The following is a 17,490-nucleotide window of genomic DNA, read 5'->3' on the forward strand; positions in this document are numbered from 1 at the left end:
AGAGAGCTAATTGGCTTTCTTGATATATGCTTTATACAAAAGTAGGAGGAAAAATATGAAAAGAAAATTAGTATCTTTGATGCTGATTCTGGCACTGGTTGTGTCCTGCGCAGCATCTATGACAGCTCTGTCCTTTGGAGCAGAAAAAACTGCTACGGTTTATGTGACCATCAGCAATCGCGGTGATGTTGCAGTAGCAGAAGACGGCAAAGTGATGGCAGATGTGGCAGTGAAGGTTGCTGCTGGCGCCACAGTGGATGATGTGATGAAAGCATTTCACAAAGCATATTGCAAAGACGGCTATGCGATGACGGATGGCGAGTGGGGCGCTTTTGTATCTAAACTTTGGGGTGTCGAAACTACCAATAATTTGTTTTTCGTGAACAATGTAGGCCTTGTAGAAGCAGTAGATGCGGCAAAAGTAAAGGATGGCGACAGAATTGTTGCTTCCATCAACGCCGATGACAAACTGTATTCTGACTTCTATAGCTATTTCAGCAAAATGAAAGTGACTGTTACCACAGGTGAAGAACTGTCTCTGACACTGAAAGGCTTTTCCGGTATGTTAAAAGGAGAGGCGGAGGCTATTGCGAAAGCACAGCTGGGCGTTGTAACTGACAAAGGCTTTGCGCCGCTGGAAGGTGTTATAACTGACGAAGCAGGAAATGCTGTTATCAAAATGGATCCTGCACAGTTTGAGGTTGGAAAGACTTATGTGATTTCCGCAAAAGGTACAGTACCGACTACTGCTACTGACTGGAGTGCAGAGGGAACGCCGACTGTCGATGTAGACGCGCCGACTATTGCGCCTGTCTGCAAAGTTACCGTCCAGAGCAAGGTTGCTGCAGGCGTGAAGGCGACTAAAATCACCGACGCGAAAATAACTGCCTCTAAAGGAAAGACCGCGCTGAAATGGAAAAAGAGCGCAGGCTACAAAGTGGACGGCTATCAGATTTACAAATCCACCAAGAAGAACAGCGGATTTAAAAAGGTGGATACAGCCAAAACCGCCAAATACAGCATCGATAAGAAAGCGCTGAAAAAAGGAAATCATTATTATAAAGTAAGAGGATACAGAATCGTAGACGGTAAAACTGTTTATACACAGTGGTCAGCTGCGGTTCGCGTCACAGTGAAATAAAAAATGAAGAAACTAATAACAGGGCTGCTGTCTTTGGTTATGGTGCTGACACTGGCGCTTTCGTCTTCCGCCTCTGTGTGGGCGGCGGGAAACGTCAGCTGGAAGACTGCCATGAGTAAGACGGAAAGCTATATGACGAAAAAACTGGGGAATCCAACCTATGGCGATGAATGGGCGCTTCTTGGACTTGCCAGAAACGGTGCGGCTGTCACTGACGCCACCTATGAAAAATACTGCAGAAATCTCGAAAAGGTGCTGGCAGAAAAGGACGGCGTTTTGGACGCTCGCAAGTACAGTGAGTATTCTAAGGTGATTCTGACGTTGACGGGGATGGGAAAAGATCCACAGAATATCGGAGGCTATAATCTATTTGAAAAGCTGGCAGATTTTACTATGGTGAAAAAACAGGGGGTCAACGGACCTGTTTGGGCGCTGCTGGCGCTGGACTGTGGGAGGTATGATATTCCTAATGTGAGTGGTATCGCGCAGATTACGACCAGAGAACTTTTGATTGAGAATATTTTGTCTCAGGAAAAGAAGAACGGAGGATTCGCGCTGACCGGGGATGTGGCTGATGTGGATATTACAGCTATGACGCTGACGGCCTTAGCGCCATACCGGGCAAGAGCTGACGTTGGGGCGGCAATAGACCGCGCTCTTGCGGTACTTTCTGAGAAACAGCTTGCAGACGGAGGCTTTGAGACCCTAAAGACTGCCAACGCAGAAAGCTGTGTTCAGGTGATCATGGCGTTGACTTCTCTGGGCGTCGATCCGCAAAAGGACAAGCGATTCATCAAAAATGGAAAATCTGTCCTGGACGCGTTGCTGACCTATTACGCGACAGGCGGCGGATTCCGTCATGTGAATAAGGCTGCTGTCGGATATGAACCGGTTGTCAATGGTCTCGCGACAGCACAAGGCTATTACGGATTGACAGCCTACAGCAGATTTCTTGAAGGAAAGAACACTTTCTACGATATGCGGGACGGCAAGACCGTTGCAAGACCGATAGCGACATCGATTTCCTCGCTGAAGTCTCTGAAAACCAAGCAGATGACTGTTAAGTGGAAAAAGGTTTCCGGCGTCCGTGGTTATGAGCTTGTTTATGCGGCGAACAGCAAGTTTACAGGTAGCAGGACGGTGACCGCTTCCGCTTCCAGCGTGCAGAAGACTATCAAAGGTCTGAAAAAGGGAAAAACTTACTACGTAAAAATTCGCGCCTATAAGGCTGACGGCGAAAGCGGCAGGCTTTACGGAGCATATTGCAGCGCGAAAAAAGTGAAAGTGAAATAAAGGATTGAAAGCTATGAAATTTGTCATGTCATACAGCTGCGGAAAGGATAGTACGCTGGCGCTGCAGACTTTAATTGAAGAAGGGCATGAGCCGGTCGCGTTATTGATTATGGTTAATGAGGATTTGGACAGATCATGGTTTCATGGCGCAGACAGACAGCTCCTCGATAAAATATCTGAGGCCTTGGATTTGCCGTTGATCTTATGCCCCAGCAAAGGAGAGGCCTATCAGAGAGCCTTTGAGGAAGGTCTGGAAAAGGCTAAAGCCATGGGCGCTGAGATGGCAGGCTTTGGAGACATAGATATTGATGGTAACAGACAATGGTCCGAGGATCGTTGCAGGGCTGTGGGTATCGAGGCGGCTTTTCCCCTTTGGCAGAGAAAACGGGAAGTGATTGTAAGAGAACTGATCGCAAAGGGTTACCAGTGTGTAATAAAGTCTATAAATGCCGAGCTGATTCCGAAGGTTTTGTTAGGCCGGATTTTAGATGAAGCTGTAATGGGGATTATGGAGGCCAGCGGTATCGATGTATGCGGGGAAAACGGCGAATATCACACGCTTGCAGTAGACGGACCGGCTTTCCGGCATCCGGTATCTTATGAGGTCGGTGAGATTGAGACGTTTGAAAATCGCGCGATAGTCGAAATCCGATGAATTGGAGAAGGTATTGAGAATTTAAGACAGGGTTAGAATCGTGATAGTATGGTTATAACCCTGTTTTAAAATGCATGAAAAAGTTTTACAGGAGATGTAACCTGAAGCCTTTTTTTCCTTCTAAGAAAGTGAAGGGCTGTTGTGAGGAGGTGATAGCATGAAAGACAGGACGCGGAAAATGGAAGTGTGCGATCAGGAGATTGTAGACTTGTATTGGCAGCGGAACCAGGAGGCTGTCGCGGCCACGGAGCGAGTTTATGGAGCCAGGCTACGGAATCTGGCAAAAAATATTTTGCACAGCCAGCAGGACGCGGAGGAATGCGTTAATGATACTTATTTGAAGGCATGGCAAACCATACCTCCCACGAAGCCGCAATGCTTATTCGCTTATCTGATGAAAATTTGCAGGTTTAAGGCCTTTGATCGATTAGATTGGCAAAACGCGCAGAAAAGGAAAGGCCAGGTTATTCAGTTGACTGCAGAGCTTACAGAATGTATACCAGACGCGGCTATCGAAAAAAATTTGGAGGGTCAGGAGATCGGATGCTTGCTTGATACCTTTGTCAGACGGCTTTCAGAGGATAAACGGCGTATGTTTCTGCGGCGGTATTGGCTGGGGCAGTCTATAGCGGAAATAGCCCGGGAAATAGGCCGCGGTGAAAGCTATGTAAAAACAAATCTGTATCGTATTCGCGAATCGTTACGGAGCTATTTGGAAGAGGAAGGGGTTTTAATATGAATGGAAAAGATTTGCTTGCAGGAATGAGCTATATGGATGAGCATACAATTGCAGAGGCGCTTAGCGGTCATGTGCCGGCAAAGGGAGTCCGTCTGAGAAATTTGAGATGTCTGGGTGTTTTGGCAGCCTGTGTGTGTATTGCTGTAACTGGTATTTTTATGTATGGAAAGGGAAATGGGCCGCTTCAGGAGAAAGCTCAGACGCGTATTTTGCTGTCGGAGATAGATTTAAACAAGTTCGACCGTGACAGCAATGACCGAAAGATTCATCTGCCCAATAATTGTGTGGAGGAAACCTGGAATAGGCAGGCGCTTGCAGATTATTTTGGGAGAGATCTCTGGCCGGTATATATTCCAGAGAGTCTAACTGAATCTCCATATAACAACCAGCAGACGATATTCCGACTTAACGAGAATATCTACTTAGACGAGGTATATCTGGACTTTTATCATAGATTCAACAATGACGGGATGCCAATGTGGACAGAAGATGTTGCCGCAGAGAAGGGCTTTACCCTGACTGCATGGAAAAAGGGCTTTTCCAGAGATTATATGTGGGCGTCAGAGGAGGATCAATTGAAGACCTCTGTAATCGGTGATACAGAAGTGGTGTTCGGATATCGAAGAATGGAGTATGGTCCTTACGATGAAAAAAGCCATGCGCCGGCGGGCGCCTATGATTTGTATGTGGCAACCTTTATGATAGATGATGTTCATTATGAGTTTGTCAGTCATCAGCTGCCGTTAGATGAATTGGTGAAAGTAGTCACTTCATTTATTTGTCAGACAGAGGAGGTGGAGGTGATATAGTTATAGGAAATTTTAAAAAAACAATTTGACTTAATGGCTGATCTGCAATATAATAAATATGTAATGAATACAGTCTTGTGTTCCTCTGAACAGATGTGATTCTGACGGAGGCTAAGAGGGAAGCAGGTGAGAATCCTGTGCGGTCCCGCCACTGTAATGGAGGAGTTTTATCTACACGCCACTGGCCATGCTGGGAAGGCAGATAGAACTGAGATTCCTGAGCCAGGAGACCTGCATAAGACCTTTTTTCGAAACGGCGGTGAACCGATTCGGAAGAAACAAGAACAGCAAATACGGGCTGTGGGGTTATCCACAGCCCTTTTAGATTGCGGGGACGGATAACCAGGCTTTTCATTCTTTTTTCATAAGTGAGGCGGGATTCGTCACCCTGCCTCACTGCTTTTTTTGGAGGACTGACATGCGTAACAGAATTTATATTGCAACCTTTTCAGAGCTTGCCACAGAAACCGCGCGACGTTATGGCTTTGGCATTGAAGTCAATGATTTTTGTATTTCGGAAAATTTAGACCCGGATAAAATAGAGATAACGCTCGAAGCCGCGCGTGCGGAATTAGAAGAAACGAGTTCCGCGCATGCGATTTTTCATGGGCCTTTTACGGAGATTATTCCGGCGTCTATAGATCACCGCGCGGTGGAGCTGGGGATGGAACGCTTGCAGCAGGCTTATCAGGCCGCGTTTGCACTTGGTCTTAACCGAATGGTGGTTCACTCAGGATATATGCCGTTGCTATACTTTAAGGAGTGGCATCATGAAAAATCTGTTTTCTTTTGGAATCAATATTTAAGTGACAAGCCGGACAGCTTCCATCTATATATTGAGAATGTCTTTGAGGATGAACCTTTGATGATGAAACGGCTGATCGAGGAAATCGGCGATAATAGGGTACAGATATGCTTAGATATCGGTCATGCTAACGCTATGACTTCAGCTGACTATAATATCCTTGATTGGATTCGGATTTTGGGACCGTATATTGGACATTTTCATTTACATAACAACGATGGAACAAGCGACCAGCATGGTTCCCTGACAGAGGGCATAATGGATATGGAAGCCGTGTTTGACGCTATGGATATGTACTGTGGGAAAGCTGTGACGATGACAATAGAGAGCCGGCGCAGCGAGGACAGCGCGCGGTGGATCAATGACAGAATTGGTTCTGTTTCGGAATGAAATAAGGCAGATTGTACGACGTCTTCTCATCATTAGGTGAAGCGATTTCATATGGAAACATACGGATGTTTGTGGTAGAATAGAAATCGGATATGTGAGAAGAAAACGGAGGAGCATTGTGAATTTAGACAGGTTAAATGAGAAACAAAGAGAAGCAGCTATGCAGCTTTCAGGACCGCTGCTGATACTGGCGGGCGCGGGTTCTGGAAAAACCAGTACGATGACCAGCCGTATAGCTTATATGATAGAACAGGGAGTAGATCCTTACAATATTTTGGCAGTTACCTTTACCAACAAGGCGGCGGGTGAAATGCGCAGCCGTGTAGAGGAATTGTGCGGCCGTGCCGACGGCATGTGGATTATGACCTTTCATGCCATGTGCTTGCGAATTTTGAGATACCACTGTGAACTGATCGGTTTTGATCACAACTTTGTAATCTATGACAGCACAGATCAGAAGACTATCGTCAAAAATATTCTTAAGGAGCAGAATATAAATGATAAAGAATTCAGCGTGCCGTATCTTTTAAGTATTATCAGCTCTTATAAAGAAAAGGCGGTTACGGCGGATCAGTATCGAGAGATGGTAGAAAATAATTTTAAGACAAAAACCATTTACAATGTGTTTAAGGCTTATGAGGAACAATTGAAGAAAAATAACGCTATGGATTTTGATGATTTGCTCCTTAATACCGTGCGGCTGTTCGAGGCGGACGAAGCGACTTTGTTGAAATACCAGCAGCGCTTCCGCTATATTATGGTAGATGAATATCAGGACACGAATCACATTCAGTATAAGCTGATCAAAATGCTGGCGGAAGCGCATCATAACCTGTGCGTGGTCGGTGATGACGATCAGTGCATTTATCAGTGGAGAGGAGCGGATATCCGCAATATTTTAGATTTTGAAAAGGATTTTCCTGAGGCGAAGGTTATCAAGTTGGAACAGAATTACCGGTCTGTGGGGAATATTTTGGCAGCCGCTCATTCTGTTATTGAGAATAACAGAGGCCGAAAGGGAAAGAAGCTTTGGACGACCAGAGAAGACGGGGATAAAATAAAATATTATCGGGCTGATACAGAAAAGGATGAGGCGCGTTTTGTTGCGCAGGAAATTGATCTGATGAAGGGCCGTGATCGAAAATACAGTGATTTTGCTGTTTTGTACAGAACAAACGCGCAGTCGCGTCACTTTGAGGAAGCGCTGACCCAGAGAGATATTCCGTATAGGGTACTTTCAGGCCTGCGTTATTACGACCGCAAGGAAATAAAAGATATCATGGCCTATATGCGGTTGGTTGTAAACCCTTATGATGATTTATCCTTTAGACGTGTTGTCAACGAGCCTAAGCGGGGAATGGGTGACAAGTCTGTGGAGAAGATTATGGCATTTGCACAGATCAGAGGCGAAAGTTTACTGCAGGCGTTGTCTGATGAAGAAGTTTTGTGTACTTTGCCGTCAAAGGCATATGCCGGTGTGAAGGCTATGGTAGAGTGTATCAATCTTTGCAGGCAGGAGAGGGAAAATCTGAGAGTCTCCGATATTTACGATAATCTGTTGATTCATACCGGATATATGAAAGCTTTAGAAGCCGCGCATACGATTGAGGCCGAAGGCCGCATTGAAAACCTGATGGAATTTAAATCGGTTATCTATGATTATGAAGCGCAGACAGAGAATCCTACCATTGAAGAATTTATGGAAAAGATCACGCTGATGGCGGAGGTGGATAATCACGATGAAAATCAGGATGCAGTCGTTTTGATGACGATGCACAGCGCCAAGGGTTTGGAGTTTCCTGTAGTATTTCTGCCTGGCATGGAGGATGGCTTGTTCCCCGGTCATAAGGCCTTTGACAGTCCTACAGGAATGGAGGAGGAACGAAGACTTTGCTATGTGGGGATGACCCGAGCGAAGGAGACTTTGATCCTTACCAGCGCGGCTATGAGAACTCTGTATGGACGTACCGATTATACGAGGGAATCTCAGTTTTTGAGAGAACTGGATAAGCGTCTGATGGAAGGCGACGCAGTTTACGTTAGAAAACCAAGAGATACTGGTTTAGGCGTGTCCACAGGCTCCTGGGACGGGTACGCGTCAAAGGAAAGTTCAAAGCCTTATGACGCGCTGCGTTACGCAAAGGCGGCAACAAAGGCATCGGCGTCTTCGGCGGGAGACGAACTAAACGTTGGAGATCGTGTACGCCATGCGAAGTTTGGCGAAGGCCTGGTGATAGATCAGGATAACAGAACTATAACTGTGATTTTTGATGGAGCAGGGCAGAAAAAGATGGCAAAGGGTATTGCTCCATTAACGAAAATATAGATGAAAGAAAGAGGGAGCAACTTATGAAAAAAATATTAAAACATACGGCTTTCATTACAGCGATCATTATGATATTGACCTGTATACCGGCAGCTTCTCTGGGTATTACAGCCCCGGCAAAAGCTACGATTCGTACGGTGACGCAAACTGCCGACACTAAGGCGAAAATCACTTGGAAGAAGGTTTCCGGCGCTGATGGTTATCAGATCTATCGCGCTGCTTCTAAAAATGGTACATATAAGCGAATTGCAACTACCGGTAAGCTGACTTATGTGAATAAGGGACTTTCAGTTGGCAAAAGCTACTATTATAAAGTGCGCGCGTATAAGAATGTAGGCAGCAGCAAAAAATATGGGAAATTCAGCGCTGCCAAAAGGGTTCAAATGACTTGGATGAAACCTAAGGCTTTGGTTACTATGCCAGAAACGCTGACAGGGGATACGCTGTCATTTACACTGGAGAACCCGCAAAAAAGCGAGGAACTTTACTTCATAGCGGCGATGCCTACGGAATTGATGGCTGAACCTATTTGCTTCCTTACGATTCCGGGCGCTGTTGTGCATCCGGAAGACGCCGCTTTAAATAATATTGCGGCCTTTGAGATTGTATCTTTAGTGGACAGTGAGACAGGAGAAGCGCTGCAGGTATATGATTTAGATGGAGAAATACTCTTTGTATCCATAGAACCGGGGCAGAGTGTAACGATAACAGGAAAATATCTTCAGTCCAGCACCGCTGATTTGAGCTATGGCATAGATACAGATATATTAGGATTTTATATTGTGTACAAAGATGTGTTCTATGCTGGAGGCTGGTCTGCAGAAGAAGGAACATCCTATGAGAAAGTGTCCGAATAAAAGAGGATAAAATGGAAAATAAAAAAAATCTGATAAAAGAAAAAATCGAGATTTTAAATCGGGCGGCCAGAGCCTATTATCAGGACGCGCAGGAGGTTATGAGCAACTTTGAGTATGACCGGCTTTACGATGAGTTGGCTGCGCTTGAAGCGGAAACTGGAATTGTATTGGCCAATAGTCCAACGCAGAACGTGGGCTATGAGATTCTGTCTTCTTTGCCGAAGGAGGCGCATCCAAGCAGGATGCTGTCTTTGGATAAGACGAAGGAGCGAGACGCTTTAGCAGCCTGGCTGGGAGAACAGAAAGGCTTGCTTTCCTGGAAATTAGACGGCCTGACAATCGTTTTGACCTATGAGGATGGCAGACTGACAAAAGCTTTGACCCGCGGAAATGGTGATGTAGGAGAGGTGATTACCGCCAACGCCCGTACCTTTGCCAATCTTCCCGTAGAAATACCTTATAAGCAGCAGTTGGTTCTGCGAGGAGAAGCCGTTATAAAATACAGCGATTTTGAAAGGATCAATGCAACGATTCCTGATGCTGAGGCGAAATATAAAAATCCGCGGAATTTGTGCAGCGGCTCTGTACGTCAATTGAACAGCCGCATTACCGCAGAGCGGAACGTTAACTTTTTTGCCTTTAGTCTGGTGGAAGCCAGGGATGTGGACTTTTCTGACAGTCGCATTTGTCAGATGGAGTGGCTTCGAGAGCAGGGCTTTGATATAGTGGAATATAGAATCGTAACTGCCGAAAATGTAGTGGAGGCAGTGGATTTATTTGAGGAGGCGGTAGAGGGTAGCGATGTTCCGTCGGATGGCCTGGTGCTAACCCTTGATGATATTGCCTACAGCCGGAGTCTGGGTGCGACATCCAAATTTCCGAGAGATTCTATTGCGTTTAAGTGGAAGGATCAGGTTGCGGAAACTGTTCTGGAGGAAATCGAATGGAGCGCCTCGAGAACCGGATTGATCAATCCGGTGGCCATTTTCCGGCCGGTAGAATTAGAAGGGACTACAGTCAGCCGCGCTTCGGTTCACAATATCAGTGTTATGCGGGAATTGAAGCTGGGCTTGGGAGATAAGATTACAGTTTATAAGGCTAATATGATTATTCCGCAAATCGCGGAGAATCTTACGTGCAGCGATAATATAAGGGTGCCGGAAAACTGTCCTGTTTGCGGCCATGATACAGAGATTCAAAGCGATAATGGCGTGGAAACCCTGGTCTGTGTCAATCCGGCATGTCTGGCAAAGCAGATCAAGAGCTTTAACCTGTTCGTCTCTCGGGATGCTATGAATATAGACGGATTGTCGGAGGCTACGATTGAGAAGCTTATCGCCAAAGGCTTGATCAGAGAATTGGCAGATATTTTTGCTGTGGAGAAATATAGAGAAGAAATTACCCAGATGGAGGGATTTGGGGAGAAATCTTTTGATAACCTGAAGCGATCCATAGAAAAGGCGAAGGATACCACACCGGAACGTTTGCTGTACAGTTTAGGCATTCCGGGAATCGGCAGCGCTAACGCTAAGCTGATCTCCAGGGCTGCCGGAAGGAATTGGGAGAAGATAACAGGACTGACGAAGGAAGAATTGATAGAAATTGATGGTATCGGCGAGGTATTAGCTGAGGCTTTTGTTCAGTTTTTTTCTGATCCGCAGAAGCGTCAGGTGGCGGATGATGTACGCATGATGGTTCGTCTTGATGAAACAGAGGAGGATCGAGACGACTTCTTTGGAGGAATTACCTTTGTTATAACCGGATCTCTGTTGCATTTTGAAAACCGGGATGCACTGAAAGCGGAGATCGAAAGAGCAGGAGGTAAAGTCAGCGGCTCTGTCAGCGCTAAGACGGGATATTTGGTCAACAATGATCTGACGTCCGCTTCAGGAAAAAACAAAAAAGCGAAAGAACTTGGCATACCGATTATTGATGAAGAAACGATTAGGAAATGGTTGGAGAAGGGAGAGATTACCGATGTTGAAGGCGGGCAAGCTGGACAGTGACCTGCTGCAGGCTATCGTAATAGATAAAATTCATTATAAACGTCCGGAGGTTTTGACTCGCGCCGGCGTAGGAGAGGACTGTGCGGTGATAGATTACGGGCAATATGAATGTGTGATTTCCACAGATCCTATTACGGCGGCGGCCAGCGATATAGGCCGGCTGGCTATTCACATTTCCTGCAATGATATTGCCAGCAATGGCGTAGAGCCTTTGGGAATTACACTGGCGGTAATGCTGCCGGTAGGTACTGCGCTTTCTGATGTGGAGATGATTATGGAGCAGGCTGGCGCGGCGGCAGAAAAGGCCGGCGTTGAAATTGTCGGCGGACATACAGAGGTAACGCCGGCAGTGAATCAGCCTGTGATTGTTTCTACTGCCTTTGGACGAGCTATTGTGGGGACATCTCAAAGCGCGCGGCATATGAAAGCAGGCGATTACATATTGATGACTAAAAGCGCAGGCTTGGAGGGAACCGGAATCATCGCGGGAGATTTTGCAGAGGAACTGAAGGAAATATTATCCTCCGAAGAAATTGCTCATGCTAAATTGCTTTTAGACGATGTAAGTGTAGTGAAAGAAGGCGTCATTGCAGGACAGATTGGTACTTGCGGTATGCACGATATTACAGAGGGAGGCATTTTAGGCGCGGTATGGGAAATGTGTCACATTTCCGGACTTGGATGCAGAGTATGGGAAAAGCAAATTCCTGTTGAAACGGTGACTTTGAGAATTACCGAACACTATGGCATTGATTATTTGCGCCTGATATCCAGCGGCTGTATGTTAATTATGGCATCGCCTGAAAAAAAGGAACAATTGATGTCGGCTATCGGCGAGGCGGGAATACCGGTAAGCTGTATTGGACAGATCCTTCCGGCGGAAGAAGGGCTGATGTTGGAGAAATCTGATGGCAGCGGCGTGAAGGAGATCACACCTCCGGTTGCCGATGAATTGTATAAGGTGGTTGGGAGGTAAAAGACCAATATACACTATCCTCTTATCTTTTATTTTAGAAATTAAATTGAGAAATTTTGTAAACCCTGTGTGCGGATTTCAGCATGCAGGGTTTTATAGTTGTTGTTTATTTAAAGTTCCCGGAAGGTATATACAAATTTTGTTTTCGGATAGGTTCTATAGATGGGATCTGGTAAAATAAAATTTTTTGTTAGAGTTAATCTGCTTTATTTCAAATTTAAAATCATTTTGAGAAATTTTATGTTTCTGAAAAATAGTATTGATAAATATAAAATAATACAATACCATAAAGTTAAATAAAAATATTAAATTTATAAAAAACATAGTAAAATAACATAAAAAAGGAGGTATGTGAGTAAAGATGAACAATATAACATTAAGAAAAATAAGAATAGGTGTAGTTTTGATAATAGTATCATTAACTCTAAGCATTACCTGTTCTAATGGTTATGCGGTTACTTTTCTCCAAAGTGCTCGTAAAAAATATGGTGCTTTATAAACCATTCAAAAGTTTAAATACAACTCGTAAAAATGAGACAATCGTGCACGAGATGGGTCATGCACTTGGTTTAGATCATTGCCAGACGAGTAAGAATAGCATATCTGTAATGCGGGCAGTAGGCTTTAATGATAAAGCATACCCCCTGTCAGATGATATTGCGGGTATTAAAAAATTGTATTAACTGATATTATAGGGGGCGAATCAAATGAAGTATCATATAAATTATATTAAAATTATTATGACGATTGTTTTAAGTGCAGCAATTTTTATGATAATCATAGCTATTTGTAAAACAGATGAATTGCCTGAACATATTTGTGCTGATGCTAAAGTTGTTAGATATGAAGATACGGATGATTTAATTGATAAAGCAGATGTCATCGCAGTTTGTGAAAAGGTTTCAGAAGGCGATAGTATAGTTGAAAAAAATGAGCAAGGTGATTTAATTGCTGTTTATACTCTTTCGACTGTAAATATTAAATCTGTTGAGAAAGGAGACTTAAATGACAAACAAATTACTATAATGGAAAGCGAGGGATATGTCAAAGAGCTAAACAAAGTTTATCATATTGCTGGATATGAAAAAATGAAAAGAGGAAATAGCTACCTTTTGTTGTTAAGAAAATCAGAAACAGATGCATGGTATATACCACTCGGAGTAAACTTTGGTAAAATTCCATTAGACAAAAGTGAAAGGATTATGATGGAAGGTACGGATACAAGAGATATTTCTGACTTAAAAGCATTTCAATCAACAGTAAAAGAGAAGATATATGAAAAATAAATTAATCATAAGAATCGGGATATTTATAGCTGGTGTTTTGCTCTTTCTATTCCTTTTTATAGAGGGAGGATGGTTTCATGTGAGAGAAATGCCAGACTTAAAAAAACAAGCGGTCAGAAATACTTTGATATATGGACCGTATATAGAAAATATGAAGGGTACAAGATTAATCGACTATAACATAGCAGAAGAAAAGGATTTTGATTCATATAAAGATTATTTAGAATATAATTTTGTAACAGAAGAAGCTATAAATAAATACAATTATAAGAATTTCAGGTATCTAGTAATTGGAAATACGCAAAGCGCCATGGGAAATATGGGATATGTGGGACTTCTCGTGGACAGGAATTCTCAAATACCCTGTGGTCATATTATCAGTAAATAATAATAGCGTATAAATTATGGTTGTGAAAAGGGCAGGTAAGACTTGATGTAGCCTGCCCTTTTTTAATTCTAACTGCTCCAATCGTCTTTTATAGTTACAGAAAGAGGTAAAGAACAAAATAACATTTGACATATACGCGTAAAAACAATATAATAAAATGTACGAGAATTAAAAATTGTCCTTTTATAGCTTCGCCTGGTATGGTTTGGGTCCTGCGCAATGGGATGCCGTGAACCTTGTCAGGTCCGGAAGGAAGCAGCAATAAGCGGAAGTTCTTATGTGCCGCAGATCAGCCTTCTCCTAGCCTGCGGAGCTATAAAAGGACAATTTTATTGTATGGGTGCGGGCGCGCTCCTTTCGCCGGCGAATCCGGTCCGCGCTTTCACATCCCGAAAGGAGACGGAATATGTATACAGCCTTATACCGCGCGCAGAGACCGGAAGTCTTTGATGAAATTATCGGACAGGATCATATCGTTCGAATTTTGAAACATCAGATAGAGACCGGTACAGTCAGTCACGCATATCTGTTTTGCGGAACCAGAGGCACAGGAAAGACTACCACTGCCCGAATATTGGCTAAGGCTGTCAATTGCGTTTCAGCACAGACGATGCAGGAGAACAGTAATATCCCGCCTTGCGGTCACTGTGCTAACTGTACGGCTATAAAAGAAGGCACGTTTATGGACGTAATCGAGATCGACGCCGCGTCTAATAACGGTGTAGATAATATTCGAGAATTGCGTGAAAGCGTCAAATATCCACCGGCAGTGGGAAAGAAAAAGGTCTATATCATAGACGAGGTTCACATGCTTTCTACAGGAGCATTTAACGCATTGTTGAAGACTTTGGAAGAACCGCCGGAGAACGTCATGTTTATTCTGGCAACTACAGATCCGCAGAAATTGCCGCAGACGATCCTGTCCCGTTGTATGCGCCTGGATTTCAAACGGGTGCCGGAACGAGTTCTCATCGAACATATGGGGCGTATCTGTCAGGAAAAGGGCGTGGAGATCACTGAAAGCGCGCTCAGACTGCTAGCCGCCAATGCGGACGGTTCAGTCAGGGATGGATTGAGTATTCTGGATCAATGCCTTTCCGCAGGCGATAAAAAATTGGACAGAGATGTAGTGCTGGATTTTCTGGGAACAGTGTCAGAGGAATTCTTTATTGATCTTACGGAGAGAGCGGCGCTTCATGATGTGGCCGGTGCGTTGGTATTGCTGGATCAGGCGTTGCAGGAGGGTAAGGACGTAAAACAGCTGATGAAGGATTGGATGAGCCATTACCGCAGCCTGTTGATCACTAAATACATCAAAAATGCAGAAGACATGCTCAATATGTCTTCCGAAAACATAGAAAAGCTCTGCAATCAAAGCAGTCAGATATCATTAGACGAAATTAATAACGGCATTGTCACCCTGTCAAAGACCATCAATGACGCGCGATATTCTACCCAGCCTCGCGTTTTGCTGGAGCTGGCCATTGTCACAATTGCAACGGGATTGGCAGAGGCAGCGCCCCTGGGAGGCAGCGCCGGCAATCAGGCGCGATCTCCGAGACAAGCTGCGGTATCGCCAAGACCGGTGAGAACTGATCAAAGGGTATCTGTCCAGACGAAGTCTCCTTTGCCAGAGGCTGCGGCTTTTTCGCCGCGACAGGAGGAAGCAGATTCCTTGCGGGCACAGATGACGGCAGAGCCGCCGCAAAATGGCGATACAGTACAACCCTATGAACTGGATGAAATCTGGAATAGAGTTTTTGAGGAGGCAGAGGATATTAAGAGCAGCTTTAACCTGATTCGAACAGGAGCATCTCTGGCGGGAATCAATGACAGGGAATTCAAAGTAATCGCTCACGGCGAATTTGTCAAAACGTATTTAAGAGATAATCAGAATCAGATTTGTCAATTAGTGGAGAATATTGTAGGGAAAAAGCTGAAAATGATAGTTCAGTCTGACGGACAACAACCAGAAAAGGATTCGCCGGGTCAGGAAATGGAAACATTGGCCGCGAAGGTGAGTCAGGAGCTGGGAGTGAAAGTTCGTATAGAATAGAATGAATTAACGTAACAATAAACAAGGTGTGGAAATAATTCCGCTTAAGAAGAAAACAGGAGGAAAGATTTATGGGAAAAGGCATGAGAGCAGGCAAGAAGCCAAAGGCGCCAGGCGCAGGCAATATGCAGAAGCAGCTGCAGCAGATGCAGGCGATGCAGCGGCAGATGGAGCAGATGCAGGCAGAGCTTGAGGAAAAGGAAATCACTACTACTTCCGGCGGCGGCGCGGTAAGCGTTACTGTCAATGGAAAGAAGGAGATTGTGACGCTGCAAATTGATAAGGATGTGGTAGATCCTGACGATGTAGAAATGCTGCAGGATTTGGTAGTGGCAGCAGTGAATGAGGCGATGAGACAGGTCGATGATATTTCCAACGCGGAGATGGGAAAACTCACCGGAGGTCTCAATATTCCGGGCTTAGTATAGGATGTAGGGCATGAAACAGTATCCCAGGCCATTAGGCCGGCTGATCAATGAACTGTCTAAGCTGCCCGGCATTGGCGGCAAGACGGCGCAGAGGTTGGCCTTCCATATTCTTTCCCTGCCGGATAAAGAAGCGCAGGCGTTGGCGTTTGCGATAACAGAGGCAAAAGACAACATGCGCTATTGTTCGATTTGTGGAAATTTAACAGATCAGGATCCGTGCGCGATTTGCAGTGACAACAGTCGGCGGAAGGATGTCATTTGCGTTGTAGAAAGTCCGAGAGACGTCATGGCTATGGAACGTATTAAGGAGTTTGACGGGCAATATCATGTTCTTCACGGCGCGATTTCACCTATGGACGGCATCGGTCCTGAAGATATTAACCTGAAGCAGCTAATTGTTCGACTGCAGCAAAATACCCATATCAAGGAGCTGATTTTGGCAACAAATCCAAATATCGAAGGAGAAGCTACAGCTATGTATATAGCGAGGCTGATTAAACCCTCAGGAATCAAAGTCAGCCGTATTGCCAATGGAATTCCTGTTGGGGGTGATTTAGAGTACGCGGATGAGGTTACGCTGCTAAAGGCGATGGAAGGAAGAAGGGAACTATAGCGATAGTCCCTGATCTTTGGCTTCCTTCATGAGATATTCGTATTTGGTTTTTGCCGCCAGGAAACTATAGGATGCGTAATCCACAGCGGCGGTGTCCGTAAGTTCATTAAACAAGCAGGCTGCCTGCTCCATTTCGGAGCGGGCGCTTTTTATATAGGAGAGCAGCTGCTGCGCCTGAGAGCTTTTTTCCGCGGTAGTCTGGATTTTGGACAGACCCGGGATCTGAAAAGTTAACTTCATGGAATCACATCCTTTGCAAGTATTTGATTCTATTTTATTCCACTTTCGCATATTTTATACAAGGGGCGTTTACCTTTAGCCAGGAAACGCGATTTTTTATATAAGGGGGCTATCATGGGAATAGAAATGGGCGTATATCTTACCTTTGGCGGAGCGTTGATTTTAATTTTTTTGCTGGGCCGGGCCCTGTTGGTGCCGCTGAAGATGATACTGAAGCTAATTGCGAACAGTTTAGTTGGAGCGGTCCTTTTGATTGTAATTAATTTCATTGGAATGAATATCGGAATCATGATACCGATCAATGTAGTTAACGTATTAACTGTAGGAATACTAGGCGTGCCCGGTGTTATCACGCTGTTATTGATTTGTAATTAATGTATACAAAATGTATATTCATGTATATTGTATTATTGTCCGTACAATCTTGACAATTCTGCTGTAATGAGTTAAAGTAGTACCATTGTTTGTACAATAAAACGAAT

General features: G+C 44.5%; 19 protein-coding genes, 1 other RNA gene and 1 riboswitch. Of the genes, 19 read left to right on the plus strand and 1 reads right to left on the minus strand.

Going from position 1 to position 17,490, the window contains the following annotated elements:
- Positions 1-55 precede the first annotated feature (55 nt).
- From ACPW7J_RS01765 to recR, 18 genes are all read left to right on the plus strand, one after another.
- Positions 56-1,141: a hypothetical protein gene (locus ACPW7J_RS01765; protein ID WP_425756108.1), complete on the plus strand. Its 1,086-nt coding sequence runs from the start codon at positions 56-58 to the stop codon at positions 1,139-1,141.
- Positions 1,142-1,144: 3 nt separating this feature from the next.
- The gene (locus tag ACPW7J_RS01770; RefSeq protein ID WP_425756110.1) at positions 1,145-2,434 is read left to right on the plus strand and encodes a fibronectin type III domain-containing protein; all 1,290 of its coding nucleotides are present in this window, start codon (positions 1,145-1,147) and stop codon (positions 2,432-2,434) included.
- A gap of 13 nt (positions 2,435-2,447) precedes the next feature.
- Positions 2,448-3,089, plus strand: coding sequence for a diphthine--ammonia ligase (locus tag ACPW7J_RS01775; RefSeq protein ID WP_425756112.1), 642 nt, complete (start codon positions 2,448-2,450; stop codon positions 3,087-3,089).
- A 157-nt stretch (positions 3,090-3,246) separates the two neighbouring features.
- Complete coding sequence (locus ACPW7J_RS01780) at positions 3,247-3,828, plus strand: RNA polymerase sigma factor (protein ID WP_425756114.1); 582 nt, start codon at positions 3,247-3,249, stop codon at positions 3,826-3,828.
- On the plus strand, positions 3,825-4,637 hold the full coding sequence (locus tag ACPW7J_RS01785) for a hypothetical protein (protein ID WP_425756116.1): 813 nt from the start codon (positions 3,825-3,827) through the stop codon (positions 4,635-4,637). The genes ACPW7J_RS01780 and ACPW7J_RS01785 overlap by 4 nt, the downstream gene beginning before the upstream one ends.
- A 60-nt stretch (positions 4,638-4,697) precedes the next feature.
- Positions 4,698-4,890: riboswitch (cobalamin riboswitch) on the plus strand.
- Between the two features lie 165 nt (positions 4,891-5,055).
- Entirely contained in the window at positions 5,056-5,832 is a 777-nt protein-coding gene (locus tag ACPW7J_RS01790; RefSeq protein ID WP_425756118.1) for a sugar phosphate isomerase/epimerase family protein, read from the plus strand.
- 118 nt (positions 5,833-5,950) lie between these two features.
- On the plus strand, positions 5,951-8,158 hold the full coding sequence (locus ACPW7J_RS01795; RefSeq protein WP_424960243.1) for an ATP-dependent helicase: 2,208 nt from the start codon (positions 5,951-5,953) through the stop codon (positions 8,156-8,158).
- A 23-nt stretch (positions 8,159-8,181) separates the two neighbouring features.
- On the plus strand, positions 8,182-9,015 hold the full coding sequence (locus ACPW7J_RS01800; RefSeq protein ID WP_161874335.1) for a fibronectin type III domain-containing protein: 834 nt from the start codon (positions 8,182-8,184) through the stop codon (positions 9,013-9,015).
- Positions 9,016-9,026: 11 nt separating this feature from the next.
- A complete protein-coding gene (gene ligA / locus ACPW7J_RS01805; RefSeq protein ID WP_425756120.1) occupies positions 9,027-11,021 on the plus strand; it encodes an NAD-dependent DNA ligase LigA in 1,995 nt (664 codons plus the stop codon).
- A complete protein-coding gene (locus tag ACPW7J_RS01810; protein WP_425756122.1) occupies positions 10,993-11,997 on the plus strand; it encodes an AIR synthase family protein in 1,005 nt (334 codons plus the stop codon). Before ligA ends, ACPW7J_RS01810 begins: the two co-directional genes overlap by 29 nt.
- Positions 11,998-12,358: 361 nt before the next feature.
- On the plus strand, positions 12,359-12,496 hold the full coding sequence (locus ACPW7J_RS01815) for a hypothetical protein (RefSeq protein WP_425756124.1): 138 nt from the start codon (positions 12,359-12,361) through the stop codon (positions 12,494-12,496).
- Between the two features lie 52 nt (positions 12,497-12,548).
- On the plus strand, positions 12,549-12,680 hold the full coding sequence (locus ACPW7J_RS01820) for a matrixin family metalloprotease (protein WP_425757484.1): 132 nt from the start codon (positions 12,549-12,551) through the stop codon (positions 12,678-12,680).
- A gap of 24 nt (positions 12,681-12,704) precedes the next feature.
- The gene (locus ACPW7J_RS01825) at positions 12,705-13,283 is read left to right on the plus strand and encodes a hypothetical protein (protein ID WP_425756126.1); all 579 of its coding nucleotides are present in this window, start codon (positions 12,705-12,707) and stop codon (positions 13,281-13,283) included.
- Positions 13,273-13,671, plus strand: a complete 399-nt coding sequence (locus tag ACPW7J_RS01830; protein ID WP_425756128.1) for a hypothetical protein — start codon at positions 13,273-13,275, stop codon at positions 13,669-13,671. Before ACPW7J_RS01825 ends, ACPW7J_RS01830 begins: the two co-directional genes overlap by 11 nt.
- A 147-nt stretch (positions 13,672-13,818) precedes the next feature.
- Positions 13,819-14,009: signal recognition particle sRNA large type (ffs, locus tag ACPW7J_RS01835), an RNA gene on the plus strand.
- Between the two features lie 68 nt (positions 14,010-14,077).
- Positions 14,078-15,727: a DNA polymerase III subunit gamma/tau gene (dnaX, locus tag ACPW7J_RS01840; RefSeq protein WP_425756129.1), complete on the plus strand. Its 1,650-nt coding sequence runs from the start codon at positions 14,078-14,080 to the stop codon at positions 15,725-15,727.
- A gap of 71 nt (positions 15,728-15,798) precedes the next feature.
- Positions 15,799-16,155: a YbaB/EbfC family nucleoid-associated protein gene (locus ACPW7J_RS01845; RefSeq protein ID WP_161874331.1), complete on the plus strand. Its 357-nt coding sequence runs from the start codon at positions 15,799-15,801 to the stop codon at positions 16,153-16,155.
- A 10-nt stretch (positions 16,156-16,165) separates the two neighbouring features.
- Positions 16,166-16,768, plus strand: a complete 603-nt coding sequence (recR, locus tag ACPW7J_RS01850) for a recombination mediator RecR (RefSeq protein WP_161874330.1) — start codon at positions 16,166-16,168, stop codon at positions 16,766-16,768.
- Here recR and ACPW7J_RS01855 read toward each other — a convergent pair.
- Positions 16,763-17,008 carry a DUF2508 family protein gene (locus ACPW7J_RS01855; RefSeq protein WP_161874329.1) on the minus strand — a complete coding sequence of 82 codons (246 nt, stop codon included), beginning with the start codon at positions 17,006-17,008 and terminating at the stop codon, positions 16,763-16,765. The two genes, recR and ACPW7J_RS01855, sit on opposite strands and share 6 nt — an antisense overlap.
- Before the next feature lie 114 nt (positions 17,009-17,122).
- Here ACPW7J_RS01855 and ACPW7J_RS01860 point away from each other — a divergent pair, with 114 nt between their 5' ends.
- On the plus strand, positions 17,123-17,383 hold the full coding sequence (locus tag ACPW7J_RS01860; protein WP_161874328.1) for a pro-sigmaK processing inhibitor BofA family protein: 261 nt from the start codon (positions 17,123-17,125) through the stop codon (positions 17,381-17,383).
- Positions 17,384-17,490 lie beyond the last annotated feature (107 nt).

This window comes from Ihubacter sp. rT4E-8, from assembly GCF_049852125.1.
Classification (GTDB): domain Bacteria; phylum Bacillota; class Clostridia; order Peptostreptococcales; family Anaerovoracaceae; genus Senimuribacter.

Coding starts and splice junctions, on each gene's coding strand:
- ACPW7J_RS01800 (WP_161874335.1), top strand. CDS start 8,182: ATGAAAAAAATATTAAAACATACGGCTTTCATTACAGCGATCATTATG.
- ACPW7J_RS01845 (WP_161874331.1), top strand. CDS start 15,799: ATGGGAAAAGGCATGAGAGCAGGCAAGAAGCCAAAGGCGCCAGGCGCA.
- ACPW7J_RS01830 (WP_425756128.1), top strand. CDS start 13,273: ATGAAAAATAAATTAATCATAAGAATCGGGATATTTATAGCTGGTGTT.
- dnaX (WP_425756129.1), top strand. CDS start 14,078: ATGTATACAGCCTTATACCGCGCGCAGAGACCGGAAGTCTTTGATGAA.
- ACPW7J_RS01855 (WP_161874329.1), bottom strand. CDS start 17,008: ATGAAGTTAACTTTTCAGATCCCGGGTCTGTCCAAAATCCAGACTACC.
- ACPW7J_RS01790 (WP_425756118.1), top strand. CDS start 5,056: ATGCGTAACAGAATTTATATTGCAACCTTTTCAGAGCTTGCCACAGAA.
- ACPW7J_RS01860 (WP_161874328.1), top strand. CDS start 17,123: ATGGGAATAGAAATGGGCGTATATCTTACCTTTGGCGGAGCGTTGATT.
- ACPW7J_RS01775 (WP_425756112.1), top strand. CDS start 2,448: ATGAAATTTGTCATGTCATACAGCTGCGGAAAGGATAGTACGCTGGCG.
- ACPW7J_RS01765 (WP_425756108.1), top strand. CDS start 56: ATGAAAAGAAAATTAGTATCTTTGATGCTGATTCTGGCACTGGTTGTG.
- ligA (WP_425756120.1), top strand. CDS start 9,027: ATGGAAAATAAAAAAAATCTGATAAAAGAAAAAATCGAGATTTTAAAT.
- ACPW7J_RS01810 (WP_425756122.1), top strand. CDS start 10,993: ATGTTGAAGGCGGGCAAGCTGGACAGTGACCTGCTGCAGGCTATCGTA.
- ACPW7J_RS01820 (WP_425757484.1), top strand. CDS start 12,549: ATGGGTCATGCACTTGGTTTAGATCATTGCCAGACGAGTAAGAATAGC.
- ACPW7J_RS01785 (WP_425756116.1), top strand. CDS start 3,825: ATGAATGGAAAAGATTTGCTTGCAGGAATGAGCTATATGGATGAGCAT.
- ACPW7J_RS01780 (WP_425756114.1), top strand. CDS start 3,247: ATGAAAGACAGGACGCGGAAAATGGAAGTGTGCGATCAGGAGATTGTA.
- recR (WP_161874330.1), top strand. CDS start 16,166: ATGAAACAGTATCCCAGGCCATTAGGCCGGCTGATCAATGAACTGTCT.
- ACPW7J_RS01815 (WP_425756124.1), top strand. CDS start 12,359: ATGAACAATATAACATTAAGAAAAATAAGAATAGGTGTAGTTTTGATA.
- ACPW7J_RS01770 (WP_425756110.1), top strand. CDS start 1,145: ATGAAGAAACTAATAACAGGGCTGCTGTCTTTGGTTATGGTGCTGACA.
- ACPW7J_RS01825 (WP_425756126.1), top strand. CDS start 12,705: ATGAAGTATCATATAAATTATATTAAAATTATTATGACGATTGTTTTA.